Here is a 25297-nt window from a genome sequence, read left to right as displayed (position 1 = left end):
ATCCTCGCGTCCGAGGCACCCGCTCCTCTTTCTCAGCTGGAGGCACCCATGGTGCGTTTCCTCGTCGTCCCGCAGTGGCAGGGCTCCCCCGCCGCTCGCGCGATGCTGCTCGTCGACGGCGCCTCGGCGATCGCCGGCGACCTTCCGCGTGCCGCGACCACGGTGCTCGATGTGCCGGTCGAAGCCGGTGAATCCCTCGGCACCGGCGTCCGCCGACTCAGCGCTCTCCTTCGCACCCGAGAGCTCGTCGAAACCGGCATGACCGCCGACACCGTGATCATCGGCGGCGACTGCAGCGTGACCGTCGCCGCCCTGGCGGCTCTCCCCGGCGGAACCGACGACCTGGCCGTCGTGTGGTGCGATGCCCACGCCGACCTGCACACGCCGGACACCTCACCCTCCGGAGCGTTCTCCGGCATGGCGCTCCGCGCGGTACTCGGCGACGGAGAGCCTCAACTCGCGCTCTCGCCCGGGATCCCCCGCGATCGGGTGGTCACGGTGGGCATGCGCAATCTCGACGACGACGAGGTCACCGCCCTCGACGGCCTCGCCCAGCTCTCCGTCGACGATCTGGAATCGCCCGACGCTCTCGCCGACGCGGTCGAAGCGACCGGCGCGCGCCGCGTATGGGTGCACATCGACGTCGATGTGCTCGACCCTGCGGAGATCGCCGGCGTCTCCTCCCCCGCACCGTTCGGACTCTCGCCCGCGAGTCTGAGCACCGCGATCCGCGCACTGCGGTCCCGTGTGCCGCTGGCGGGCGCCACCATCGCGGGGTTCGCCCCTCGCTCACCCGCTGACGCGGTCGACGACCTCGGCGCGCTGCTCCGTCTCGTCGGAGCCGTCGCATGACGTCCGACTGGCGGCCGGCCGCCGAGCGCGCTGTGGCTCGCGGTCGGAGACTCGACCGCCGGATCCCCGCGTTCCTCCTGCGTTCGCCGATCAGCCGGATCGGCTACTGGTGGGGCACGTCCGTGGGCTGGATCTGGGGGTCCCTGTGGAGCACGGGTCCCGTCGAACGCCGATCGGGCCTGTGGGTGTTCCAGGGGATGCCGAACTGGACGTTCAACCGCGGCGGAGTGTGCGTCGGCGGCTGCTTCCTGACGGGTGACGCCCGTCCGAGCGACGCCGTGCTGCGCCACGAGGCGGTGCACAAGGCGCAGTGGCTACGCTACGGCATCCTGCTTCCGGTGCTCTACCTGTTCGCGGGCAGGGATCCGCTGCGTAACCGCTTCGAGATCGAGGCAGGCCTGGAAGACGGCAACTACGTGCGCCGCAGCAGGTCGCGGCCGTAGAGCGCGGAGGCGCTCAGCGGTCGACGGGCAGCAGCCCGAAGCGCTCCGGAGCGTGGATCTGAGCAGGCTGGATCTCGAGGGCGCCCGTCAGGTGCTCGACGATGTCAGCCGTGCCGAGGAAGCCTCCGAGAAGGGTGACGTGGGTGTCGAGTTCGTCGTCGCAGAGCATCTCGTCTGCCCACGCGCAGGTCGCTCGGGCGAGAGCCTCGCCGGGTGCGCACGCTCGCCCGCTTCCCGGTGCGCCCGATCGCTGGGATCGAGCGAGCCACGTGACCGTCATGCGTCCAGGGGCTTCGATCACGCCGATGTCGGACGCGTCGGCGACCTCGATGAAGATCCGACCCGACGCGCACAGCGGCAGAGTGGCGAGGAAGACCTCGAGCTCGGTGAGCGAGTGCTCGTCGGCCGTCACCAGGTGGTGAGCACGGCGACGTGCGGCGCGGCGCTCGGCACGCGTGCTGCGGGTCTCGAGGAAGGTCTCCATGATGCATCCATCATACAGCACATGAAGGGTTGCCTAACCTTGCTCGGGGACTTCTTCCACCAGTGCGCGTCGCAGAGACTCGAGTTCCTGGTCCGTCATCCCGTTCGCGCGCAGATAGCCGGCGGCCGAACCCCAACGTTCGTCGACCTGCTCGAGCAGCGCCCGCATCACCGGTGCCGGCGACTGCGTCGCCAGAGCGACGGCGTGCACCGCCTGCGGATGCTGCGACCTCAGGTACGCGGCGATGCGCTGCGACCGCTCGGCGGGCAGCAGCGACTCCGTGAGCGCGTAGTCCGCGACGATCGCCTCACGGTCGGCGCCCGCTGCGGCGAGCGCGAGCGCGACGGTCACCCCTGTGCGGTCCTTGCCGACCGTGCAGTGGACGAGAGTCGGCTCCCCCTCGGCGATGATGCGGATCGCGGCGACGAGCCGATCTCCGCTCTCCTCGAGCAGGTGCAGGTAGAGATCCTCCAGGCTCGTGTCCGTCTCGAAGAACGACCGCACGGATCCGAGGAACAGCGGAAGGTGAGTGGTGTCGGGACCCTCGATCTCGGTCGGCTCTGCAGCGACCTCTTCGCCGTCGCGGAGATCGACGATGTGAGCGACGCGGCGACGGACCTCGTTCACCCCGGCAGTGGTCGCCGCCGAGAGCTGGCCGGATCGCAACAGCACGCCCGAACGGATCCGACCACCGTCTGCGAGCATCCCTCCGACGTCGCGGAAGTTGTTGACCCCGTCGACCTCGAGAACGCTCATGCCTGCGCCTGCGCCTGCGGCGAGCGCGGCGGAACCGGGTACCTTCCGGCGATCACGACTCGATTGAAGGCGTTGATCGAGATGCAGGCCCAGCTCAGTGCCGCGTACTCCTTCTCGGTGAACACTCCACCGACCCGGTCGTACACGTCGTCGGAGATGCCCTCCTCGGAGATGAAGGTGAAAGCCTCGGCGAGCTCGAGCGCGGCTTCCTCGCGGTCACTGAAGACATTGCTCTCGCGCCACGTCGCGATCTGCATGAGCGTGTCGGTGTCGATGCCCGCCTTGAGCGCGCGATCCACATGCAGACGCGTGCAGTAGCTGCACCCGTTGAGCTGCGACGAGTGGATCATCACGATCTCCTTGAGCCGATCGTCGATCCCGTTGGCTGCGCAGATGTCTCCCACGGTGCGGGCGAAGGCGTCGAGCGCCTGGTAGGCCGCCGGCTCGGTCTTTGAGAGGTTCACTCGCGTCTCGCTCATGGCTCAATGATATTCCGTTGCGCACTCAAGCTGGCGAGCCGCTCACAAGAAGCGAGAATGCAGAGCGCGAAATGACAGAGCCGATTTGATACCTTTTCGCCAAGGGTGAGCCGGGTTACGGCATACATAATGCTCCCGCATTTCCCCACCACCCTCGAAGCAGAGCAGAATATGCAGGTGGCGATCGACACCAGCGAGTTCAGCTATCTTCCCGCACAGGCGCAGACGATGGGGGTCTCCGAACCGTCCGTTCGACGCGTGACGCTGCCCCTGCCGGACGGCCGCCAGGTGAGCGCGCTGCGATTCGGCGACGAGGCGCCTCGAGTGACACTGCTGCACGGCGCCGGTCTCAATGCGCACACGTGGGACACGACGGTGCTCGCGCTCCAGCAGCCGGTGCTGGCGATCGACCTCGCCGGTCACGGCGACTCGTCGTGGCGCGACGACCTCGATTACACCCCTCGCACTCTCGCCCTCGACGTCGCCGCGGCGCTCGACGCCTGGACGGACGCCCCGCAGCTGGTCGTGGGCCACTCGCTCGGCGGCCTCACCGGCGCAGCTCTTGCCGCTGCCCGTCCCGACCTCGTGTCGGAGCTGATCGTGGTCGACATCACCCCGGGCATCGACACGTCCGCCGGGCCCGCCGCCCTACGCGAGTTCTACGCCGGCCCCACGGATTTCGAGACGCGCGACGAGCTCGTCGACCGTGCGATCTCGTTCGGGTTCGGGGGCGCCAGGTCTGACACCGAGCGGGGCGTGTTCCTGAACACCCGCGTGCGCGCCGACGGCCGCGTCGAGTGGAAGCACCACTTCGCGCACCTCGCGGCCCAGACGCTCGCTGCGCACGACCGCGGCGACGTCTCGGCGCCGTCCGCACTTCACACCACCGGCTGGCAGGATCTCTCGCAGACGTCGGCACCCCTCACGCTCCTCCGCGCCATCGACGGCTTCGTGACCGCAGCGGATGCGCAGGAGTTCGCCGATCGTCTGCCCCAGGCCCGCGTGGTCGACGTCCAGGCCACCCACAACGTTCAGGAGACCGCGCCCGGGCAGCTCGCCGCAGTGATCTCGTCCTCGCTCCCGCCGCACGGAATGTGACGTTCCGTTCCACATTCCGCCCTCACCCACCCGACACATCCCTAGGCTCGATCCATCGGCACACAGCAACTGCCGCACCGAGAGGAAACAACCCATGTTCCGACGTACGCGACGACTCGCGCTGATCTCCGCCATCGCGGCGAGCGCCATCGTCCTCACCGCCTGCGCGGGTGCCGCAGAGCCCGAGACCACTGAGCCCGTCGGAGAGCCCGATCCCGACGCGACGCTCCAGGTGGGGCTCGTCCTCGAACCCACCAATCTCGACATCCGTCACACCAGCGGCGCCGCCCTCGAGCAGATCCTCATCGACAACATCTACGAGGGTCTGATCAGCCGGACGCAGGAGAACGAGATCGTGCCCCGCCTCGCCTCGGACTACGAGGTCTCCGACGACGGACTCACTTACACGTTCACCCTCAACGAGGGCATCACGTTCCACAGCGGAACCGCACTCACCTCGGCCGACGTGGTCGCCTCGTACGAGGCCGTCCGCACGGACGCGACGCTGCAGGGCAACGCCGAGTTCGCCTCGGTGGCCTCTATCACCGCCCCGGACCCCGCGACGGTGCAGATCGTGCTCACGGAGCCGAACCAGAACTTCCTGTTCTCGCTCACCGGGCCTGCGGGTCTCGTCTTCCAGACGGGCGACACGACCGACCTCAAGACCGCCGAGAACGGAACCGGCCCCTTCACCCTGACTCGGTGGAACAAGGGCAGCGCCATCACCTTCGCCCGCAACGACGCCTATTGGGGCGAACCGGCGGGAGTCGCCGAGGTCGAGTTCCAGTACATCCCCGACTTCACCGCCGGAGTGAACACCGCTCTCGACGGCGGGGTTCAGGTTCTCACAGCCGTCGACCCGAATCTCGCCCCGCAGCTCGAGGATTCCGGCGACTTCACCCTCACGACCGGCCGCACCACAGACAAGGCCACGCTCGCGTTCAACAACGCCAAGGCGCCTCTCGACGACGTGCGGGTACGCGAGGCACTCCGCCTCGCGATCGATCACGAGGCTCTCGTCGAGGCCGTCGGTGCGGGATCCACCCTGTACGGACCGATCCCCGAGCTGGACCCCGGTTACGAGGACCTCTCCGATGTCGTCTCCTACGATCCGGAGAAGGCGAAGGAGTTGCTTGCAGAAGCCGGCCAGGAGGATCTCGAGCTCACCCTGACGATCCCCAGCTTCTACGGAACGACGGTCCCCAAGGTGCTCATCTCGGACTTCCAGAAGGTCGGCGTCACCCTCGATGTCGACTCCGTCGAGTTCCCGGCCTGGTTGGAGGACGTCTACACCAACCACGACTACGACCTCAGCTTCGTGCTGCACGTCGAGCCGCGTGACTTCGGCAACTTCGCGAACCCCGACTACTACTTCGGCTACGACAACGCCGAGGTGCAGGGCCTGTACACCGAGGCGCTGGCCGAGGTCGATCCCGACAAGTCCGCGGACCTGCTCGCCGAAGCCGCGCGCATCGTGTCCGAGGACCACGCGGCGGACTGGCTGTACAACGGTGCGACCATCACGGCCGTGAGCCCGCTCGTGACCGGCTTCCCCGAGGACTCGATCAACTCCCGCATCAACCTGGCCGGGGTGACCGTGGCCACCGAGAAGTGATGACGCGCACGTCGTGATCCGCTACGCGCTCGTTCGAGGAGCCCTGCTCATCGCAGGGCTCCTCGTCTCGAGTGCGGTGATCTTCCTGACCCTCAGGGTCTTCCCCGGCGATGTCGCGCAGCTGATCGCGGGCACGCAGGCCTCCCCCGACGAGGTGGAGGCCCTTCGCGAATCCCTCGGTCTGAACCGTCCTCTCCCCGCGCAGTACGCGGAGTGGATCGGCGGGATCTTCCGCGGCGATCTTGGCACGTCGCTCCTCTCGGGCGCCTCGGTCGGCGAGGAGCTGCTCGAGAAGGCGCAGGTCACGGTCCCGCTCGGCATCCTCTCCCTGCTCATCGCCGTCCTCATCGCCGTGCCGTTCGGCATCCTGGCCGCGCTGCGTCGTGGCGGTCGCGGAGGCACGGCGCTGAGCGTGGGCGCGCAGGCTCTCGCCGCGGTGCCCGTCGTCTGGGCGGGCATGATGCTCATCGTCGTCTTCTCGGTCTGGCTCGGCTGGCTTCCCCCGCAGGGCTTTCCCCGCACCGGGTGGAGCACGCCCTGGCGAGCGATCGAATCGCTGCTGCTGCCCGCTCTCACGATCGGCATCGTCGAGGGCGCGATGCTCATGAGATTCGTGCGCAGTGCGACCCTGCAGGCTGCGGGACAGGACTTCGTCCGCACCGCCGCCGCCAAGGGACTCACCCGCACGCGCGCACTCATCTCCCACGGCATACCGGCAGTCGGACTCTCGATCATCACTGTCCTCGGACTGCAGGTCGCGGGCATCATCGTCGGCTCGGTCGTCATCGAGCAGCTGTTCACCCTCCCGGGTATCGGGCGGATGCTCGTGGCCGACGTCGGAACGCGCGACCTCGTCAAGGTGCAGAGCGAGCTGCTCGTGCTCACCGGTTTCGTGCTCGTGGTGGGCTTCCTCGTCGATCTGGTCCATCGTGCGATCGATCCTCGGCAGAGGGAGGCCTGATGTCCGGTTGGCTGTCGAGACTGTGGCGGACCGCGACCGGGCGATTCGGTCTGATCGTCGTCGCCATCGTCGCTCTCACGGCGCTCGTCTCGCTGTTCTGGACGCCGTTCGACCCGCAGGAGTCCGATCTGGCGGCTCGCTGGGGTGTCCCCGGCTGGCCCCATCTGCTCGGCACCGACGACACCGGGCGCGACATCCTCAGTCTGCTCATGGCGGGGTCTCGGACGACGGTGTTCGTGAGCATCGGCGCCGGGCTCGTCGCCACGGTCGTCGGCATCGCCCTGGCCGCGCTCGGCGCGCTCACGGCACGGTGGCTGCGTGAGACGGTGGCCGTGCTCGTCGACATCCTGATCGCCTTCCCCGTGCTGCTCATCGCGATGATGATCTCGTCGGTCTGGGGCGGCTCGCTCTGGGTGGTGATCTGGTCGGTGGGCATCGGCTTCGGCGTCAACATCGCTCGCGTCACCCGACCAGAGCTGCGCCGCGTGCAGCAGAGCGACTTCGTCCTCGCCGCGCGGGCCTCCGGCCTGACGACCGGTCAGAGCCTCGCACGCCACCTGCTGCCCAACGTCGCGCCGGTGTTCATCGTGCAGCTGTCGTGGTCGATGGCGGTCGCCGTGCTCGCCGAAGCGGGACTGTCGTACCTGGGCTTCGGCGCGTCGGTGGTGGAGCCGAGCTGGGGGCTGCTGCTCGCCGATCTCCAGCGCTACATCGGCGTGCATCCCCTCTCGGTCATCTGGCCGGGCCTCGCGATCACGATCACGGTGCTCGCTCTCAACCTCCTGGGCGACGGCCTGCGCGAGGCCACCGATCCCACGCTGCGCCATCGCGCCGCCGAGATCCACACGCCGGCGGTGATCGCATGAGTCTCGAAGTGACCGACCTCGTCGTCCGCATCGACGGACGGCCGGTGGTCGACGGCGTCTCGTTCGAGGTGCCGGACGGATCGCGCCTGGGCCTGATCGGCGAATCCGGATCCGGCAAGTCCTTGACCGCCCTGGCCGTTCTCGGGCTCCTTCCCGACGGCGCGACCGCGAGCGGCAGCATCCGCTGGAACGGCACCGAGCTGATCGGAATGCCGGATCGCGAGCTCGCACGCCTGCGCGGTGACGAGATCGGGATCGTCTTCCAGGAGCCGCGCACCGCTCTGAACCCGATCCGCACGGTCGGCAGGCAGATCGCCGAGTCGATCCGCATCCACGAGGGCACCGGTCGACGAGAGGCCCGAGAGCGAGCGATCCAGGAGGCGGCTCGCGTGCGCCTGCCCGACCCGACGTCGATCGTCGATCGGTATCCGCACCAGCTGTCCGGCGGTCAGAGGCAGCGTGTGGCGATCGCGATGGCGCTCGCGTGCCGACCGCGTCTGCTCATCGCCGATGAGCCGACGACCGCTCTCGACGTCACGATCCAAGCCGAGATCCTCGCTCTGCTGTTGAACCTCGTCGAGGAGCAGGGCATGTCACTCGTGTTCATCACCCACGATCTCGCCGTCCTCGCTCAGGTCGCGACCGAGGGCGTGGTCCTCGAAGACGGCCACGTGGTCGAGGCGGCTCCCGTGAGCACGCTCCTCACCGCCCCGACGTCGCCGATCACCCAGGGGCTGCTCCGCGACGCGACCGCGACCCTGTGGCGGCCCGAGGGAGGCACGCGATGAGCCTGATCGAGGCGCGGTCTCTGCGGCGTGACTTCGTGATCCCCAAGCGCTCCGCCTTCGAGCCGACGCGCAGGCAGACAGCCTTGGCACCGACAGACCTCGACATCGTCGAGGGGTCGTCCGTCGGGATCATCGGCGAATCCGGGTCGGGGAAATCGACGCTCGTCAGACTGCTGCTCGGACTCGACCGTCCGACGTCCGGCACCGTCACCGTCGATGGAAGAGCCGTGGATGCCGCGGCATCCGCCCGCTCGCTGCACTGGCTGCGCCGTCAGACCGGGCTCGTGTTCCAGGACCCGTACGCATCGCTGGACCCTCGGATGACCGCCGCCCAGATCATCCGCGAGCCTCTCTGGGCGCTCGGCATCGAGGGAGACCACCGCGCGCGCGTGCGCGACGTGCTCGAGCAGGTCGGCCTCGAACCCGAGATGGGCGACCGCTACCCGCATGAGTTCTCGGGAGGGCAGCGGCAGCGGATCGCGTTGGCCCGCGCCATCGTGCATCGACCCCGCATCCTCGTCGGAGACGAGCCCCTGTCGGCGCTCGACGTGACCGTGCGAGCTCAGATCCTCGAGCTCCTGATCGAGCTGCGACGCAGCGCCGACCTGACGCTCGTCCTGGTGTCGCACGACATTGGCGTGGTGCAGAACCTGTGCGACACGGTGGTCGTGATGAAGGACGGCGCCGTCGTCGAGCGAGGATCCACCGCGGACGTGCTGCTGCGCCCGACGCAGGACTACACGAAGGATCTCCTCGCCGCGATCCCCGTGATCCCCGCTCCCCCGTCGTGAGCAGGGTCGTCAGCGTGCCGAGCTCGTGCTGAAGAACTTCCGTCGACGGCTGGGACGCAGCGCGCGGCGCATGTAGACAGTCCCGAGGTCGCGGCCGAACTTGTGCCCGACTCGGCCCATCCGTCCGGCCTCGACGAAGCCGAGCTTCGCGTGGAGCCGAATCGAGGCGTCGGCCTTCGTGTCGCTGATCACGGCCACCATCTCGCGGATGCCGAGCTGTTCGCAGGCGTCGATGAGCGCCTGCAGCAGCGCAGCTCCGAGCCCCTTGCCGCCGGCTCCCGGGCCGAGGTAGATCGAGTCCTCGACCGTGTACCGGTACGCGTTCTTGCCCGCCCACGGCTGCGCCAGCGCGTACCCGATCACGACCCCCGCCGGCGAGACCGCCACCAGGAAGGGCAGGCCGAGCTTGCTCAGCAGCGCGAACTTCTCACGCCAGTAGGGGATGCTGCTGCGCCGCTCATCGAGAGTGACCACCGAATTGCTGACGAAATGGTTGTAGATCTCGCGCACGTACGGGAGGTCGCCCGAACGTGCGGGGCGGATCGAGTACGAGAACACGTCGGGTTCGGGCTGCGGGCGCAGATGGCGCGGCAGCACACGGCGGCGATCACCGGGCTCGAACTGCATGCGATCAGCTTAGAGGGGGCGCTTCGCCGACGCGCCAGTCGATCGGACTCGCACCGAGCCCGTCGAGCAGCTCGTTCGCTCGCGAGAACGGCCGAGAGCCGAAGAATCCGCGCCGTGCGGAGAGCGGAGACGGGTGCGCCGAGGCGATCACGGGGGTCTCGCCGAGGAGGGGCTGCAGATTCGCCGCGTCCTTGCCCCACAGGATCGCGACGAGCGGCTGGTCCCGCGCGACGAGTGCGCGGATCGCGAGCTCGGTCACCTGCTCCCATCCCCAGCGGCGATGGGAGCCGGCCTCGCCGGGCCGCACGGTCAGCACCCTGTTGAGCAGCAGGACCCCCTGGTCGCTCCACGCGGACAGATCTCCGTGCGGGGCAGGCGGGATGCCGAGATCGCTCTCGAGTTCCCGGTAGATGTTCCCCAGGCTGCGCGGCAGCGGCCGCACGTCATGGTCGACGGCGAACGACAGCCCGATCGGGTGCCCGGGAGTCGGATACGGGTCCTGACCGGTGATGAGCACCTTGACGTCGGACATCGGGCGTTCGAAGGCGCGCAGCACGTGATCGCCCGCGGGAAGATAACCGCGTCCTGCGGCCTGCTCCTCCCGCAGCCGCTCCCCGAGGGCGGTGATCGTCTGCTGAACCGGAGCGAGTGCGTCCGCCCATTCGGGGTCCATGAGACCGTCGCCGGCGAGCTCGGCGAGAGTGCGCGCGGTCATCCTCAGTCGATCGGCCGCACGCGCAGCGGTCCGCGGGCGAGAAGATGGTTGGCCGACTGCGCGACGGGTCGCATCGTGACGAGGTCGAGATTCACATGAGCGGGCGCGTCGAGGGCATAGGCGATCACGTCGGCGACGTCCTCGGCACGCAGCGGCGCCTCGACGCCCGAATACACGGCCTCTGCCGCGACCGCGTCTCCGCCCAGACGGTTGAGCGTGAACTCCTCGGTGTGCACCATTCCGGGAGCGATCTCGGACACGCGGATCGGCTCGCCGTTCAACTCGAGACGGAGGGCGTGCACGAGCATGGCCTGCGCGGCCTTGGCGGCGTTGTAGCCTCCGCCGCCCGGGTAGGCCACCTGGGCGGCCGTCGAGGTCACGAACACGGTGTCCGCGTGACCGTCCGCGGCGGCTGCCCGACGAAGCAGAGGCAGGAGCCCCGCCACCAGACGCTGGCTCGAGAGCACGTTCGCGTCGTACATCCACTGCCAGTCATCGATCGACGCGTTCTCGATGCGATCCGTGCCTCGCGCTCCGCCCGCGACCTGCACGAGAGCGTGCACGGGTCCCGAATCCTCGAGCTCCGAGACCAGCGCTGCGACGGCTTCCGGGTTCGTCAGGTCGCACGCGATCGTCGACGCCCCGGTCTCCGCCGAGAGCGCCTCCAGTCGGGACGCCCGTCGCGCGACTCCCACGACCCCCCAGCCGCGGGCGCGCAGCGCGCGCACCGTCGCCTGTCCGATACCCGAACTCGCACCCGTCACCACTGCACGCCTGTTCACCATTCCTCCACCGTACGATGTTCCGGCCGCGAAAGCCGCTGCGCATCGTCGGGTCGCGTCGACGCGCCGCGTCGGGAGTCGACGCGCGCCGACCGGACCTCGGAGACGAGGACGAGTGCGACCCCGGCTCCGCACAGGGCGAATCCGGCGATCGTGAGGATCGTCAGAGGCTCCCCCAGCAGGATGGTTCCGGCCAGTGACGTCGTCGGCGCGATCAGGAAGAGCAGCGCCTGCAGGGCGGTGATGCCGATGCGCTTCAGCAGCCACCAGTACAGACCGTATGCGGCGAGCGTCGGAGCGGCCGCGGTCAGCACCACGGCGAGCCAGAACGATCCGGAGGCGGGCGGAACCAGCGTCCCCGTCACCGCCGCGATCACCACGAGCAGCGCCGCCGTCACCGTCACGTGGACGGTCAGCGTCACGAGCACGCCGGTCTGCACCCCGGTCTTCCGCTGCAGCAGGGTGCCGACGATGAGGCACACCATGGCGACGGCCGGCAGCGCATAGGCCGCAGGTGGAGCCTCGGTGGCGCCGAGTTGCGACTGGACGACGAGCAGCACTCCGATCGCGCCCACTCCGAGCCCGACCCATTGAGCTCCGCGCACACGCAGACCGAGGATGGGCCCGACGAGCACAGCCACCACCAGGGGCTGCACCGCGTCGATGAGAGCCACGGTGCCGGTGGCGATGCCTGCGGCGACGGCACCGTAGACCGCGATGCAGTAGCCGAACTGCGCGAAGATCCCTATCGAAGCCTGGATCCGGAGCTCACGTCGGTGCATCCCCGTCGCCGCTCCTGAGACGACGACGAGCACGAGCAGCGCGACGGCCAGGGGCGCGAACCGCCACACGAGGAGCGTCAGGGGCGAGACCTCGACGGTGGCGAACGCCGGGATGATGAACCCCGAGCTCCAGGTCACGACGAATGCGGTCGCGGCGGTCGCCGTCGTCACGACCGGAAGTACACCGATCTGTTTACTCATGATGCCGACTATACAGACTGGTATAGTCGTCCGCATGACCTCGTCCGTTCCCGAACTCGTCCCGCTCACGCCCGGAGGGCGGCGCGTTCTCGACGCCGCATCCCGACTGTTCTACGAGCGAGGCATCCACGCGGTCGGGGTCGACACGATCGCCGAGGCGGCCGGAGTCACGAAGAAGACGCTCTACGACCGCTTCGGGTCGAAGGAGGCGCTGGTCGTCTCCTACCTCCAGCACCGGGATGCGCGGTGGCGCGACCACGTCGCCGGCCAGCTCGCCCGGGTGCCCGATCCCGGCGCCGACCGTGTGCTCGCGGTCTTCGACGCCGCGATCTCCTGGTCCGACGAGAACAGCCCGAAGGGATGCAGCGCGATCAACGCCCGAGCCGAGATCGGCGAGGGCAACGACGACCACCCGGTGTTCCCCGAGGTGTCTCGCCAGAAGGCCTGGCTCCTCGATCTGTTCGAGGAGCTCTGCAGCGAAGCGGGGATCACCGATCCGCAGGCGATGGCACAGGCGATGATGCTGCTGTACGAGGGCGCGATCGTCACGGTCGGGATGACGACGTTCGCCGAGCCGTTCGCGATCGCTCGCACGTGGGCGGCGAGGCTGCTCGGCCGGCCCTGAACCCGCACGCGCACCGGCGCCGGGATCCGGCCGGTGTTCATTACGTCACATTTCCCACCCATAGCGGCTGATCCGCGCAACCACGCGGCTAGACGGTCGTCGGTGGCGGGCGTGCCAAGTCGTGCCAACTAAACGGTCCCGAGATTTCTGGGATTTTGCCCCTCTCATGCGTATAGATACGAAGAGAGGCAACCGTGCCAACTAGCTGGGTTCTACCTCTCGATGAGAGGAAGACCAATGAGAGACAAGAAACCAAGGATTCGGCTGTTGCCGTCTGGGTGCTGGCAGGTGCGGGCGTGGGATGACGGCGCATACGTGAGCCTTGGCACCTATGCCACAGAGGACGAAGCCAAGATCGTGGTGCTCAAGTTTCAGGCGGGGCTGTTCCAAGAACCTCAGGAGGTAGCCCGTGCCCCGATTCCTCGCGGTCGAGAGAAGTTCGGGAAGTTCGCGCTCGAAGTCATTCAGAGCCGTCGCCACAAGCTCACCGACAGTACGTATCACTATCACTTGTGGAACTTGGACGCTCATCTGAAGAGGTTCGAGAACATCGCGCTCGCGGACATCACGTACTCGATGGTTGTGAAATGGTGGGCATCAATGGCGGACAAACCCAATAGCCGCAAACAGGCCTACGGCACCATGAGCGCCGTTTTCAAGCGTGCCGTTCGTCTCGGCAAGGTACCTTCCAGCCCGTGCATGATCGAGGGCGCGAGCAAGGATTTCTCCAAGCCCCGCTCACTCGTGCCTACCGATGACATCAAGATGATGATGATGGTTTGTGATGATCAACAGATGCTCGCAAGCATCTGGGTACTTCTCGGTACCGGGATGAGGATTGGTGAACTCCTCGCCCTCACCTGGAGCGATGTAGACCTGGATGAGGGCACAGTGTCTATCACCAAGCACTTGACCGTCTACGGGGTCCAGCGGGGCACCAAGGCGCACCCTGAGGGCAGAAGGATACTCGTTATGCCTGAAGAGTCCACAGACGCGCTGAGGGCGCTCGCACGGCATCGAGTGCCCTACCCGGATACGCCGATCTTCTTGAACAAGCGCGGGACACAACTGACGTATCACAAGTACCGCGAGCGCTGGATCGCGCTCAGGGAGTCGGTAGGACTGAGCAACGTGAACATTCATGATCTTCGTCACATCCACCTGACGGAATACGGCAAGCACGCGACCCTGCGCGAGGTCATGGAGCGGGCAGGGCACACCGACATCGCCAGTGCGATGCGCTACCAGCACGCATCCCCCGAGCGCGAGAAGCAGATCGTCAGCCAGCTCAAGTTGTAATCCACACTTCTGCACCGACTTATCCACAGCTTCCCCTTCGCAGAATGCTGGGAGCGGGCTGTGAGTTTGTAGGCGTACCTACTCTGTGCACTCTGTGCGTAACCGCGCTCAGCGGTCCTCAGCCGCGCTCAGCACCGAATATGACCCGCTGAGTCCACTTCGCTAGACCCGTTACTCAGACAGTGAATTACCACCTGAGCGGCGAAAAGGGGTTGAGCGCCCGTACCCTGTTAATACGAGGTTCCCCTTCATCGCAATTCAGTCCACCAAACAGAGGACATGGGGATGTTCGGGGAACTTCACGAAATTGAGTCGGAGATCGCGTGCGTGAATGATGAGGAGCATCGCGCAATAGTCGGAGTCGGGTGCCATGAATGCGGCACGCGCACATGGGAATCGTTGCGAGATGGGAGCCTCGGCACGATGCAGTCATAGGTGACTGCCACATAGAACATTAACGAAGGCGGGCACTGTTGAACTCCCAGTGCCCGCCTTCACTCTGTCTAGGGATCTTGGGCAACCTGCACAGCGCCGCCCCAGACCCAACATCTGAAGGTTTGCCCCTCAGCGGAGAACTCGATACCAGCCGCGAGCGGCGTGGAGCGCATGAGCTTGGCGTCCACCTGGATGGCTTCAGCACCGAAGCGGACCCAAACCCGCACCCTCCGTTGGAGGTTGCGAGGGTAGACCGTCACGGGGGTATCCCTCAGGGCTAGCTCTCGATCCGTGAGGGATTGGAGCGGGCCGCGCTTGGATGCGGCGATGACTGAGGCCCGGTACGAACGCATGTCGTTCGCGGCCTTGACCCGCTCGCCCGTTCCCATCCGAAACCCCACTTTCAGAGGTCCAGATTACCGCTGTTCGAAAGTATGTTCTAGAAGTCGGAGTGGAGCGAGTCGCACCTTAGAGGAAGCTGGGTAACGTCATCGTTATTGGTTCTCGGCGTGTCGAGTCGTCCAATGTGTGGATTAACCATGAATACTGGCCCCAGAAGCACCAAGACCCCGAGGGCACACCGTTCTCGGAATGAGGTCAGGGATGCTCGGGGTCGAGGGCGATCGTAGCGGATCACGTTCGAGACTAAGCCCTGTGGGAGGGCGGATCGCAACTGTTGCGGGATGCTACTCACGGGTGAGAGCTTCCGGTGGTTCGGAAAGTACGAATCATGTCAGTAACCAGCGCTTGGCACTCGATCAAGCAGAGCGTCCACCACAACAACACCAACTGCAACACCGGCAACAACATCGAGCGCGAGAACCGCCGCTCTGGCACCGGTGGCAAGCCCAAGTGCGCGGAGTGCGCCCGCCTGAGCTAAGCAGTCAACGCGAGGGGCGTCGGTCTTCCGGGGAAGGTAGCTGACGCCCCTTTGCGTGCCCGGTCACAGGGATTGAAGCACTCGATAGAGAGTGGCCCGGCTGATCCCCACCATCTCCGCGATATCGGCGCGGGAGTGATCACCCGATGCTGTCAGCTTCTTGATTCGAGCAAGCTTCTTGGGGTCGACCACTGAGGGGCGGCCTCCCACCTTTCCCTTAGCCTTCGCGGCGTCCAGTCCTGCGCGGGTGCGCTCTGTCATCGTGGCCCGCTCAAGCTCTGCGAAGGCCGCGAGGATCGTCAGCATCGCCTTACCCATAGGACCGGCGCTGAGGTCGATCTGTTCGGTCAGGCTCTTGAAGGTCACTCCCCTGTCGATCAGAGTCTCGATGACCTCCAGCACGTTTTTCGTGTTGCGCCCCAATCGATCCAGCTTCCACACGACAAAAACGTCTCCTCGGTCCAGCCGGTCGAGCGCCTTATCGAGTTCGGGACGCGATGCCAGGGTGCCGCTCACCCCGTGATCGGTGTAGACCCGATCCACCTTTGCTTCCGCCATTGCCGCATCCTGGAGGGACGTGTCTTGATCCTTGGTGCTGACTCGCGTGTATCCGATGATCGCCATGCCTTTAGTGTCTCAATACCCAACTCTCATAGCAAGAGGTTATGCGAGATAGTTTTGAAACATCCATCTCCCCCGGATCAGCGCCATCCCGGCACTCTCACTGGACCATCGTTTGTGAGACGGCAGAGAACGGCCCCGGCAGGTGAAAGAAGTAAAAGCCCTGCCGGGGCTGTGTGTGGAGGTTCCTCAGCGGGATTCCCATAACGCTGAGGAATTGGGGTCCGCCCTCCCGACTGGACCTCGACGAAAAAGCAGATCGGGAGGGGGACGATAGAACCGTGCCGGGGGCGGAGATAGGCCTGAACACATCACCCCGGCACGGTGGCATTAGGTCTTCGGAGACTCCTCGTTAGCAATCTGGAGCAAGCGGGCGATCTCGGGCGAGATCTCTGGAGCGGAGGTCAGTCGCTTGACCTCAGCGTTATCGGGGTCGAGGGTCTTCGCGATGTCCGCTTCCGTCCACTGGAAGAACTGCTTCTGCTCTTCGATGGCGGCGGCTTCCTGAGGTCGCATCGCATGGATCATGCGGATGATGTTTGGATCGCTCATCTGTTCTCATCTCCGAGGGTGGCGAGGACTTCGAGAGTCCACACGAGTAGTTCAATATCGTTCTCAGAGGCGGCGATGCGCCCCGCGTGGATGTCTCCAACTACCCCGAGAAGGGACATGAGCGCTTCCTCGGTGATGCTCATCGGAATTCGGGGTAAAGACTCGTCATGTACTGGCCGTACTCGTCAAAAACGGCCTTCACGGCGGCGGCTCTCTCACTCGGGTCACTGATCGCCTTCGCGTACTTGAGGGCCGCTAGACCCTTCTCCAGCATCACAAGGTCGTCGTCCCCGCCGATCGCCATGTCAGCCGGTGGCTCGCCCTCGCTCCAGAGCACCCGGCCATACCTCTGGACTTGCGCCGCCTCATCGAGATCTAGGAACGAGTTCCCATTTCGATCTAGGGTCTCAGCGAAAAGTTCGGGGGTGATCTCGAACGTCTCGCCCTGCTTCATCACCCTGCCCGTGGTGGTGCTCGTCTCTGAGGACGGCACGCCGGGGAGCGTTAGCCCGGTAGAGCGCACCCAAGCGGTGATCGGTAGTCGGTCCTGAATGGTCATGCTGTCTTCTGCTTCCTTGCCCTCATGTGTGCGGCCAGAGCATCGGCCAGATCTGAAAAGTCTTCGTGTTGTTCCCGGATGAGTCGTAGTGCTTCGGGGAGAAGGTCGGGGTGAGCTTCCACCAGTTGACGGATCACCTGTACGAGCAAACCGGCACCCTGTGCCATGCGTGCAGTGTCGAGATCATCCACCCCGAGCCGATCAAGCAAAGTACTGAGGGCCGATAGCTCGACCGTCTGCGCTCGGGCACGTACTGAGGCCGTACCACTCACGTCTGCGAGCTTGCGGGAGCGGGTAGCACTGTCAGCCAGGTCAGCGATACGTCCTAGAACCTCTGACGTGTCGGGGGTGTCGTCGTCCAGCACCTGCGCGAGGGCATCCAATCGCTTGGATTTGTGGCGTGCAATAGCGCTTGGTGAGACGTTGTAGCGTCGAGCGATCTCTACTGCCGGTACGCCCTCGCTAATGGCACGCTCAATTAGCTCCACCTGTGGGTGGGTTCGAATTGTAGACTGTCTGACCATTGGGCCATTCTTCCTATGTTTATGCGGAACTCGCGGCTACTATCCGGGGCTGGGGTATACCGCCCGCGAGTTCCCCCCATCAGAAACCAAGAGGCTGGTACTAAGGTTTTCGGCGACGATTCCGCCAGTTCCTTTTGCTTTCCTTACTACAATTCTCCCACGTTCAATCGACTATGCGGCTGTAAACGACTGTTTTCTTTGAACTTTCTTTGAGAAGTAGGCATAGGGGTACTTTGTTCTTGTTTAAGAGATATCCCTAACTACTTTGCCTCTCATTGTGATGGCGAAGCTCATAATCATGAATTCTAATGAAAGAATCTCCCTGCTCAAGGGGTGGTGAAAATCCCCCCTGCCAGAGATAGAGCTATCTATGGACAGAGGGGAATGAGCTATGAACCTGTCAAGGTAACGGAGCCGCATCCACAGCACGAGGGCTGTCAGGACCGGGGATCAGAAGACGCTCGTGTATCAGTTGGTCTCTCCGGGTCTGCCTTGAGCAAGGACCAGAGCTATCTTCTCGGAACGGCTATCTTGTTCACACTGTCGCCTACAGCGGGTCTCTACCGTTCGTGTAGTCGCGTCACGTTTTCAATTGGCTGATACTTGTATCGCGAAGTTAGGCTCTCGCGAAAGCTCTCTAAATCAATTGTCCTGCACATTCTGGAACGGACGGCCCCAAGTGGTGATTATTTTCTACCCAATTGCGGGAGTGCGCGAAGATATTCGCGATACACTAGATGAGGCTGATACCCACACAGGGGGCCGCGACGTATTTTCTTGTTTCCGTCGCGGCCCTATTCTTATGCCCGGTGTCGCAGTTCGTCCGAGCGAGCTACTTACCAGAACGCTTCGTCTTTCCTCTGCGGCGGCTCTCTGCCTTGCTTGCCACACAGATTTCACATCGGCATCTTCTGGTGACATATCCCGTCAATCCGTGCTCAGGGCCGCGCTTCCTCTCGACCTTCGGTTTCGAAGTTGCCGGTGCCTTGGGTTTTTTATCGTCGTATCTACGATTTGCACTCATCAGGGGCTTACGCTCTCGTACCTGCTCAGGCGTAGCGGTCTTCGTCGCCGTTCCCCACGTCACCGTTACGGGACGGTGTTCGGGCGTGGTGCCATCGGTCCTGTCAACGCGCCTAGAGGCCCGCTGAGGGGCCTGTTCGGGCGTCTCAGCCACGGTCTCGGCCTGTGCCCTGCGAGAGGCTAGTTCGGCCTTGAGATCGGCCTCCAGGTTCTCGCGTACCCGACGCTCTTCCTCTCGTGCCTGACGCAAGATGCGGCGTCGGTCGGGGTCGGTGGGCGCGTCCGCGACTAGTGCGGCCAAGTGGCGGCGTCGGGGTGCTGGGAGCGCGGCGAGGGAGCGGATCGTGGCGAGGGCATCGAGAATTTCCATGCATATACCTATCGATCACTCAACCCCGCGACACGCCGAAACCGGTGATCCGGCTTCCTTACGGATGGTCAACATCACTGTTCCGCGCGGTCGGCGCAACCTCAGCCCCGTGGGTCCGCGTGCCAACTTGTGCCAACTGCCGTACCCTGAAGGCACCTGGAGAGGGGCTGAGTTTCTAGAAAATAGGGGCCTCAGCGTGTTACGTCACATTTCCCACCCACTGTTGACAACTTCCGATATTCCGTACTGTCGCATCAACGACATCAGTCGAATCGACCTTCCAACAGTTCCAGGGGGAACACATGTCCGCACCCGAGACCTGGCGTTTCGAGACCAAGCAGATCCACTCCGGCGCTGCTCCCGACCCCGTGACCAAGGCCCGCGCCACTCCGATCTACCAGACCACGTCCTACGTGTTCGACAGCGCGGATCACGCCGCGAACCTGTTCGCCCTGGCGGAGTTCGGCAACATCTACACCCGCATCCAGAACCCGACGCAGGACGTCCTGGAGCAGCGCCTCGCGGCGCTCGAGGGGGGCACCGGAGCCCTCGTCCTCGCCAGCGGTCAGGCGGCGTCGACGTTCGCTGTGCTGAACATCGCGCAGGCCGGTGACCACATCGTCTCGTCCAGCTCGATCTACGGCGGCACGTACAACCTGTTCAAGTACACGCTCGCCAAGCTCGGCATCGAGGTCACGTTCGTCGAGAACCAGGACGACCCCGAGGAGTGGCGCCGCGCGCTGCGACCGAACACCAAGCTCTTCTTCGCGGAGACCATCGGCAATCCGCAGATCAACATCCTCGACATCCGCACCGTCGCAGACGTGGCGCACGAGGGCGGCGTCCCGCTGATCGTCGACAACACGATCGCGACTCCGTACCTGATCCGCCCGTTCGAGCACGGGGCCGACATCGTCGTGCACTCGGTCACCAAGTTCCTCGGCGGCCACGGCACCACCATCGGCGGCGCGATCATCGACGGCGGCACCTTCGAGTGGTCGAAGAACGTCGAGCGCTTCCCCGGCCTCACCGAGCCCGACCCGTCGTACCACGGCGCGAGCTACACCGCCGCGGTCGGTGACCCGCTCGCCTACATCATCAAGGCCCGGGTGCAGCTGCTCCGCGACCTCGGCTCGGCCATCGCGCCGCAGAGCGCCTGGAACCTCATCCAGGGCATCGAGACGCTGTCGCTGCGCATCGAGCGTCACGTGCAGAACGCCCAGGAGATAGCCGAGTGGCTCGACAGCCGGGACGACGTGGCATCCGTCAACTACTCTGGCCTGCCCTCGTCGCCCTGGTACGCCAAGGCGAACCAGTACGCGCCCAAGGGCGTCGGCGCGGTGCTGTCGTTCGAGCTCAAGGGCGGCGTCGAAGCCGGTCGCGAGTTCGTCAACAGCCTGTCGCTGTTCAGCCACCTCGCGAACATCGGCGACGTGCGCTCTCTCGTCATCCACCCGGCGTCGACCACCCACGCGCAGCTCACGCCCGAGCAGCAGCTCACGGCCGGCGTCACCCCCGGCCTCGTGCGACTGTCGGTGGGCATCGAGAACATCGACGACCTCAAGGCAGACCTCGACGAGGCACTCGCCGCGGCTCGCCGCGTGTCGGAGGCCGCTCGCGCCTGACCGCCATCACCCAGAGCAAGTGCCCCGGGCTTCGGCTCGGGGCACTTCTCGTCCCCGGCTCGTTCGGCCCGTGCACAGGCGGCGCGGACGACAATGAGAACCCACCCGAGGAGCTCACGATCGCCGCCACGACGCATCCGCCGACCCGCCGACGCACGCACGTACCCGCAGGGCGAGCCATCGCCGTCGTCGCACTGGTCGTGCTGGTCATGATCGTGTGCGTCTGGGTCCCGGGCGTGGTGGGAACCGCGGCCGCTGCGCTTCTCCCCTGGTGCGGTCTCGCGCTCGGAGTGCTGGCGGTGGTCGCCCTCCTCCTCGCCCGACGTGTCCTCCTGGTGCTGCTCGTGCCTATCCTCGCGTGGATGCTGGCGATCGCTCCGTCTGCTCCGGGCTTCGCATCGGGCAGCGCCGACGAATCGCCCGGCGTGCGGATAGTCAGCCAGAACGTGCGCGCCCACTCCGGTGGCGCGGCGGAATCCGCGACGGACCTCGCTGGCTCCGGCGCCGAGGTCATCGCCCTCACCGAGCTCGACGCCGACAGCCTCGCGGCGGCACGCGACACGCTCGCCGCCGACTACCCGCACTCGTATGCCGTCGGCACGGTCGCCGTGTGGAGCCGCCTGCCGATCGCGGATGCGCAGGCGCTGTCGCTCGGACTCGACTGGAAGCGCGCACTGCGTGTGGTCGTGAATGCGCCGGACGGCGACGTGGCCGTCTACGTCATGCACGCGGCGTCCGTCCGCCCGGGCGTGCAGAGCGAGCGGGACGCGATGCTGTCCGGCATCGCCGATGCCGTCGCCGCCGATTCATCGGGGTCGGTCGTCGTCGGCGACTTCAACGCCGCCTCTGCAGATCCTGCCCTGGGCGCCATCCGATCTCAGCTCGACTGGGTCAGGCCGACCGACGGCGCACTCGGGTTCACGTGGCCCGCCGCACTCCCGCTCGCCAGGATCGATCATGTCTTCACGCGCGGCCTGACCGTGCTCGGTTCGACGACCATGCGGGCAGGCAGCAGCGACCACCTGGCGACGGTCACCACCCTCGCGTTCTGAGCGATCCGACGACGCATCCGTCCGCGGCGCACCGGGCGCGTAACCTGCGGCCGGCGCGTCGCGCGTCAGGCGAGAATGGAAGCATGGACTGGCAGACGACCTCTGAGGACACGGTGCCGTCGGCGCCCGTGACGGAGGCCGACGTGCGCCTGCTTCGCGCACGACCTCCCGCCACCGGCGCCTGGCGCGACGGGGACCCGGCCGGCGGACGGCGTTTCACCTCGTTCGGCGCTTTCCCGACCGAGAGCGGCGCCGAGCTCCCGGGCTTCCGCCTCGCGTTCGAGACCTGGGGCGAGCTGAACGACGACCGGGACAACGCGATCCTCGTCCTGCATGCGCTCACCGGCGACAGTCACGTGCGCGGCGCCGCCGGGGCGGGACACCCGACCGCCGGCTGGTGGGAGGACATCACCGGCCCCGGAGCACCGCTCGACACCGACCGCTGGTTCGTCATCGCACCCAACATGCTCGGCGGCTGCCAGGGCTCCACCGGCCCGGCCAGCATCGCCCCCTCCGGATACGAGTGGGCCTCGCGCTTCCCCTACCTGACGATCCGCGACCAGGTCGCCGCGCAGGTACGCCTCGCCGACTCGCTGGGCATCGACACCTGGGCCGCGGTGATCGGCGGCTCCATGGGCGGGATGCACGCGCTCGAATGGGCGGTCTCGCACCCCGAGCGTGTCGCTCGCCTCGCCGTGCTGTCATCGCCTCCGGTCACGACAGCCGACCAGATCGCCCTGAACACGGTGCAGCTCGAGACCATCCGGATGGATCCCCGGTTCCTGGGCGGCGAGTACTACGATCTGGCCGACGGCGACGGCCCGCACCGCGGACTGGCGCTCGCCCGTCGCATGGCACTGCTCAACTACCGCAGTCCGATAGAGCTCAACCAGCGGTTCCAGCGCTCGTGGCAGTCAGGGGTGTCGCCTCTCGGCCACGGCGGACGTTTCGCGGTCGAGTCGTACCTGGACTTCCACGGCAACAAGTTCACCCGCCGTTTCGACGCGAACAGCTACATCACCCTCGTCGAGGCGATGAACTCGCACGACGTCGGCCGCGACCGCGGCGGGGTCGAAGAGGCGCTGCGCGCCGTGACGGCGACGACGCTCGTCCTCGGCATCGACAGCGACCGCCTCTTCCCCGTCGACGGCCAGCACCGCATCTCCCGCAGCATCCCGAACACCCTCGACGGCACCGAAGCCGTGGTGCTGAACAGCGATTTCGGGCATGACGGCTTCCTCATCGAGACCGAGGCGGTCGGCAGCAACCTGCGGCGTCTGCTCGCGAGCTAGATCGGATCGATCGTCCACGGCAGGGATCCGGTGCGCAGCCGTAGGCCCTCCCACTCGAAGTCGGTGCCCTGTGGCGACTGGACCACTCGGGTCGCGAAGTGCTGCGCCTCGCCAGCCGACGCGAGAGCGTCCTCGGCCGTGTCGAACCGGCTGAGCTGATGCAGGGTGACCCAGGTCGGCGGGAAGAGCGTCCACTCCCCCGTGGCATGCCTCGACAGAGCTTCGACCGGGCTCAGCCAGACCGCGTCGACGACCTCGCCGGGCGAGAACCGCAGGTCCGCTTCCGGCGCTCCGGCGAGGAAGAACCATGTCCGGATGCGGATCGGCGCCTCAGCCGGCGGCTGCCAGCGGGACAGCAGCACCGGATCGGCGATCGTCAGGCCGACCTCCTCGCGCGTCTCACGGATCGCCGCTCGACGCGCGTCGTCGCTCTCCTCCGCCCCCGCGCGGCGGTCGGACGGCTCCACCTTGCCGCCCGGGAACACCCACGCACCGGCGAACGAACCGCGATCCGGCCGTCGCATCAGCAGCACAGCGAAGCCGTCGGGTGTCGAGCGCAGCAGCACGGCCGTCCCGGCGACGGGCAGATGGTCGAGATCGGTCACAGCCTCACTCTATGAGGCGCAATGCCGCTCAGGCCTGAACGAGGACGGGCTTGCGCGCCTCTGTGCGATACGACAGCAACGCGATCACGAGGCCCGCGACGGCGAGGGCCGCCCCCGTCCACGACGGCGCGACGAAGCCCCATCCGGCCGCGATCACCATGCCGCCGAGGAACGCGCCGAGGCTGTTGCCGATGTTGAGCGCAGAGTGGTTCATCGCCGCGGCGATCGACTGATTGTCTCCGGCGACATCCATCAACCGCGTCTGGATCGTCGGGCTGAGCACCGAGGACACGAAGCCCACGACGAATACGAGGAGGGCGAGGCTGACGATCCAGAATGCGAGCACGGCGAGGAGTGCGAACACGAGCGCCATCGCTGCGAGTCCGAAGAGCAGCGTGCGTCGCAGGTCGATGTCGGCGAGATGCCCGCCGACGAGGTTGCCGGCGGTCATGCCCAATCCCATCAGCACCAGCACGATCGGCACCGCCCACTCGGGAGAGCCCGCCACCTCGGTCACCAGGGGCGCGATGTAGCTGTAGACCGCGAAGAAGCCGCCGAACCCGATCGCACCGACGCCGAGCGTGAACCAGACCTGCGGGATGCGGAACACGCCGAGCTCCTCGCGCATGGTCCGGCCGGGAGAGCCGGGATGCTCGGGCACGAAGAAGATGATGCAGACGGTCGCGAGGGCGAATACGAGGGTCACAATCGCGAAGGCTGCCCGCCACCCCCAGAGCTGACCGAGGAAGGTCCCGAACGGCACCCCGACCACGTTCGCCACCGTCAATCCGGTGAGGATGAAGGCGACGCCCTTGGCTCGGTTGCCCGGCCCCATCACGTCAGCCGCGACCAGCGCGCCGATGCCGAAGTAGGCGCCGTGAGGCAGCCCCGCGAGGAATCGCGAGGCACCGACGAGTTCGAAGGTCGGGAGGAAGACCGTGAGCGCGTTGAACAGGGTCAGCGCCAGAGCCAGCCCGATCATCACGCGATGCCGCGGGTAGCGCGCGACGAAGCCGGCGATCGTGGGAGCTCCGACGACGACGCCGAGAGCGTAGAGCGAGATCAGCCAGCCGGCCTGGCTCAGCGCGTCTTCGGGGCTGCTGGCCCACAGCGTGGGCAGCAGCTCGTCAGCGATGTTGGGCAGCAGGCCCATGACGACGAACTCGGTCATGCCGATGCCGAAGCTGCCGATGGCGAGGGAGAGGAGCGCCCACTTCGCCGCACCCCTCGATTCAGTCGAGGGATTCACCCGTCGAGTCTACGGGGTGTCCGAGTCGTCGATCGCCGCTTCGAGCCGCTCGATCTTCGCATCGAGCTCCCCCGCGTACCCGGGTCGGATGTCAGCCTTGAGCACCAGCGAGACCCGCGACCCGAACGGCATCACGGCCTCGGTCGCGCGCTTGACGACGTCCATCACCGAGTCCCAGTCCGGTCCTTCGATCTCGGTGAACATGCTGGTCGTGCGGTGCGGCAGTCCCGACTCGCGCACGACCCGCACGGCGGCGGCGACCGCGTCGTGGACCGACGCGTCTGAGCGCTCCGATCCGTCGGAGGGTGTGCCGCTCGGCGCGACGGAGAAGGCGATCAACATGGGT

The 25297-nt window shown here is 66.3% G+C and carries 29 protein-coding genes; 14 read left to right on the top strand and 15 right to left on the bottom strand.

Annotated elements, in window-relative coordinates:
• The first annotated feature begins 48 nt into the window (after positions 1 to 48).
• Entirely contained in the window at positions 49 to 852 is an 804-nt protein-coding gene (locus AB0P11_RS15075) for an arginase family protein (RefSeq protein ID WP_056278317.1), read from the top strand.
• Positions 849 to 1295: a hypothetical protein gene (locus AB0P11_RS15070; protein ID WP_053095702.1), complete on the top strand. Its 447-nt coding sequence runs from the start codon at positions 849 to 851 to the stop codon at positions 1293 to 1295. The genes AB0P11_RS15075 and AB0P11_RS15070 overlap by 4 nt, the downstream gene beginning before the upstream one ends.
• A 13-nt stretch (positions 1296 to 1308) precedes the next feature.
• Here AB0P11_RS15070 and AB0P11_RS15065 read toward each other — a convergent pair whose 3' ends face one another.
• The 3 genes from AB0P11_RS15065 to AB0P11_RS15055 are packed head-to-tail and all read right to left on the bottom strand — an operon-like array spanning position 1309 to position 3014.
• A complete protein-coding gene (locus tag AB0P11_RS15065) occupies positions 1309 to 1779 on the bottom strand; it encodes an SIP domain-containing protein (RefSeq protein WP_053095701.1) in 471 nt (156 codons plus the stop codon).
• Positions 1780 to 1812: 33 nt separating this feature from the next.
• Positions 1813 to 2535: a tyrosine-protein phosphatase gene (locus tag AB0P11_RS15060; protein ID WP_363522774.1), complete on the bottom strand. Its 723-nt coding sequence runs from the start codon at positions 2533 to 2535 to the stop codon at positions 1813 to 1815.
• Positions 2532 to 3014: a carboxymuconolactone decarboxylase family protein gene (locus tag AB0P11_RS15055; protein ID WP_363522772.1), complete on the bottom strand. Its 483-nt coding sequence runs from the start codon at positions 3012 to 3014 to the stop codon at positions 2532 to 2534. Before AB0P11_RS15055 ends, AB0P11_RS15060 begins: the two co-directional genes overlap by 4 nt.
• A gap of 171 nt (positions 3015 to 3185) precedes the next feature.
• Here AB0P11_RS15055 and AB0P11_RS15050 point away from each other — a divergent pair, with 171 nt between their 5' ends.
• The 6 genes from AB0P11_RS15050 (at position 3186) to AB0P11_RS15025 (ending at position 9133) form a co-directional block, all read left to right on the top strand.
• Positions 3186 to 4112, top strand: coding sequence for an alpha/beta hydrolase (locus AB0P11_RS15050; protein ID WP_363522770.1), 927 nt, complete (start codon positions 3186 to 3188; stop codon positions 4110 to 4112).
• 94 nt (positions 4113 to 4206) lie between these two features.
• The gene (locus AB0P11_RS15045; RefSeq protein WP_187249457.1) at positions 4207 to 5727 is read left to right on the top strand and encodes an ABC transporter substrate-binding protein; all 1521 of its coding nucleotides are present in this window, start codon (positions 4207 to 4209) and stop codon (positions 5725 to 5727) included.
• A gap of 13 nt (positions 5728 to 5740) precedes the next feature.
• Positions 5741 to 6688, top strand: coding sequence for an ABC transporter permease (locus AB0P11_RS15040; protein WP_053095696.1), 948 nt, complete (start codon positions 5741 to 5743; stop codon positions 6686 to 6688).
• A complete protein-coding gene (locus AB0P11_RS15035) occupies positions 6688 to 7554 on the top strand; it encodes an ABC transporter permease (RefSeq protein ID WP_053095695.1) in 867 nt (288 codons plus the stop codon). The genes AB0P11_RS15040 and AB0P11_RS15035 overlap by 1 nt, the downstream gene beginning before the upstream one ends.
• A complete protein-coding gene (locus AB0P11_RS15030; protein ID WP_363522767.1) occupies positions 7551 to 8342 on the top strand; it encodes an ABC transporter ATP-binding protein in 792 nt (263 codons plus the stop codon). The genes AB0P11_RS15035 and AB0P11_RS15030 overlap by 4 nt, the downstream gene beginning before the upstream one ends.
• The gene (locus AB0P11_RS15025; RefSeq protein ID WP_363522765.1) at positions 8339 to 9133 is read left to right on the top strand and encodes an ABC transporter ATP-binding protein; all 795 of its coding nucleotides are present in this window, start codon (positions 8339 to 8341) and stop codon (positions 9131 to 9133) included. Before AB0P11_RS15030 ends, AB0P11_RS15025 begins: the two co-directional genes overlap by 4 nt.
• Positions 9134 to 9142: 9 nt before the next feature.
• Here the strand turns inward: AB0P11_RS15025 and AB0P11_RS15020 are convergent, their stop codons facing one another.
• From AB0P11_RS15020 to AB0P11_RS15005, 4 genes are read right to left on the bottom strand one after another with little or no spacing between them, the layout of a single operon-like run.
• Positions 9143 to 9760 carry a GNAT family N-acetyltransferase gene (locus AB0P11_RS15020; protein WP_053095693.1) on the bottom strand — a complete coding sequence of 206 codons (618 nt, stop codon included), beginning with the start codon at positions 9758 to 9760 and terminating at the stop codon, positions 9143 to 9145.
• 4 nt (positions 9761 to 9764) lie between these two features.
• On the bottom strand, positions 9765 to 10475 hold the full coding sequence (locus tag AB0P11_RS15015; RefSeq protein ID WP_053095692.1) for a uracil-DNA glycosylase: 711 nt from the start codon (positions 10473 to 10475) through the stop codon (positions 9765 to 9767).
• A gap of 2 nt (positions 10476 to 10477) precedes the next feature.
• A complete protein-coding gene (locus tag AB0P11_RS15010) occupies positions 10478 to 11260 on the bottom strand; it encodes an SDR family oxidoreductase (protein ID WP_171821902.1) in 783 nt (260 codons plus the stop codon).
• Positions 11254 to 12240, bottom strand: coding sequence for a DMT family transporter (locus AB0P11_RS15005; protein ID WP_082586555.1), 987 nt, complete (start codon positions 12238 to 12240; stop codon positions 11254 to 11256). Before AB0P11_RS15005 ends, AB0P11_RS15010 begins: the two co-directional genes overlap by 7 nt.
• A gap of 34 nt (positions 12241 to 12274) precedes the next feature.
• Between AB0P11_RS15005 and AB0P11_RS15000 the strand changes: the two genes are divergently transcribed.
• The 3 genes from AB0P11_RS15000 (at position 12275) to AB0P11_RS14990 (ending at position 15479) form a co-directional block, all read left to right on the top strand.
• Complete coding sequence (locus AB0P11_RS15000) at positions 12275 to 12865, top strand: TetR/AcrR family transcriptional regulator (RefSeq protein ID WP_053095691.1); 591 nt, start codon at positions 12275 to 12277, stop codon at positions 12863 to 12865.
• A 237-nt stretch (positions 12866 to 13102) separates the two neighbouring features.
• Positions 13103 to 14164, top strand: a complete 1062-nt coding sequence (locus AB0P11_RS14995) for a tyrosine-type recombinase/integrase (RefSeq protein ID WP_363522761.1) — start codon at positions 13103 to 13105, stop codon at positions 14162 to 14164.
• 1165 nt (positions 14165 to 15329) lie between these two features.
• On the top strand, positions 15330 to 15479 hold the full coding sequence (locus tag AB0P11_RS14990) for a hypothetical protein (RefSeq protein WP_363522759.1): 150 nt from the start codon (positions 15330 to 15332) through the stop codon (positions 15477 to 15479).
• Positions 15480 to 15542: 63 nt separating this feature from the next.
• Here the strand turns inward: AB0P11_RS14990 and AB0P11_RS14985 are convergent, their stop codons facing one another.
• From AB0P11_RS14985 to AB0P11_RS14965, 5 genes are all read right to left on the bottom strand, one after another.
• Complete coding sequence (locus AB0P11_RS14985) at positions 15543 to 16103, bottom strand: recombinase family protein (protein ID WP_363522757.1); 561 nt, start codon at positions 16101 to 16103, stop codon at positions 15543 to 15545.
• A gap of 327 nt (positions 16104 to 16430) precedes the next feature.
• Positions 16431 to 16652, bottom strand: a complete 222-nt coding sequence (locus AB0P11_RS14980) for a hypothetical protein (protein ID WP_363522755.1) — start codon at positions 16650 to 16652, stop codon at positions 16431 to 16433.
• Positions 16649 to 16795: a hypothetical protein gene (locus tag AB0P11_RS14975; RefSeq protein ID WP_363522753.1), complete on the bottom strand. Its 147-nt coding sequence runs from the start codon at positions 16793 to 16795 to the stop codon at positions 16649 to 16651. The genes AB0P11_RS14980 and AB0P11_RS14975 overlap by 4 nt, the downstream gene beginning before the upstream one ends.
• Complete coding sequence (locus AB0P11_RS14970; RefSeq protein WP_363522751.1) at positions 16792 to 17211, bottom strand: hypothetical protein; 420 nt, start codon at positions 17209 to 17211, stop codon at positions 16792 to 16794. The genes AB0P11_RS14975 and AB0P11_RS14970 overlap by 4 nt, the downstream gene beginning before the upstream one ends.
• Positions 17208 to 17735: a hypothetical protein gene (locus AB0P11_RS14965; RefSeq protein WP_363522749.1), complete on the bottom strand. Its 528-nt coding sequence runs from the start codon at positions 17733 to 17735 to the stop codon at positions 17208 to 17210. The genes AB0P11_RS14970 and AB0P11_RS14965 overlap by 4 nt, the downstream gene beginning before the upstream one ends.
• Positions 17736 to 19430: 1695 nt before the next feature.
• Here AB0P11_RS14965 and AB0P11_RS14960 point away from each other — a divergent pair.
• The 3 genes from AB0P11_RS14960 (at position 19431) to AB0P11_RS14950 (ending at position 23097) form a co-directional block, all read left to right on the top strand.
• Positions 19431 to 20753, top strand: a complete 1323-nt coding sequence (locus tag AB0P11_RS14960; protein ID WP_056278296.1) for a bifunctional o-acetylhomoserine/o-acetylserine sulfhydrylase — start codon at positions 19431 to 19433, stop codon at positions 20751 to 20753.
• A gap of 209 nt (positions 20754 to 20962) precedes the next feature.
• On the top strand, positions 20963 to 21805 hold the full coding sequence (locus AB0P11_RS14955) for an endonuclease/exonuclease/phosphatase family protein (RefSeq protein WP_363523064.1): 843 nt from the start codon (positions 20963 to 20965) through the stop codon (positions 21803 to 21805).
• Positions 21806 to 21888: 83 nt separating this feature from the next.
• Positions 21889 to 23097, top strand: a complete 1209-nt coding sequence (locus tag AB0P11_RS14950; protein ID WP_053095688.1) for a homoserine O-acetyltransferase — start codon at positions 21889 to 21891, stop codon at positions 23095 to 23097.
• On the opposite strand, the gene AB0P11_RS14945 is transcribed toward AB0P11_RS14950, so the two are convergent.
• Genes AB0P11_RS14945 through AB0P11_RS14935 form a run of 3 tightly spaced genes read right to left on the bottom strand, consistent with a single transcriptional unit; the run spans position 23094 to position 25293 of the window.
• Entirely contained in the window at positions 23094 to 23702 is a 609-nt protein-coding gene (locus AB0P11_RS14945) for an NUDIX domain-containing protein (RefSeq protein WP_056278289.1), read from the bottom strand. The genes AB0P11_RS14950 and AB0P11_RS14945 overlap by 4 nt on opposite strands.
• A 28-nt stretch (positions 23703 to 23730) precedes the next feature.
• Positions 23731 to 24951: an MFS transporter gene (locus tag AB0P11_RS14940; RefSeq protein ID WP_056278286.1), complete on the bottom strand. Its 1221-nt coding sequence runs from the start codon at positions 24949 to 24951 to the stop codon at positions 23731 to 23733.
• A 9-nt stretch (positions 24952 to 24960) separates the two neighbouring features.
• A complete protein-coding gene (locus AB0P11_RS14935) occupies positions 24961 to 25293 on the bottom strand; it encodes a thiamine-binding protein (RefSeq protein ID WP_056278282.1) in 333 nt (110 codons plus the stop codon).
• Positions 25294 to 25297: the final 4 nt, after the last annotated feature.

The organism is Microbacterium sp. NPDC079176, from assembly GCF_040686675.1.
GTDB lineage: Bacteria > Actinomycetota > Actinomycetes > Actinomycetales > Microbacteriaceae > Microbacterium.
This window is presented reverse-complemented; position numbering and strand designations above follow the sequence as displayed.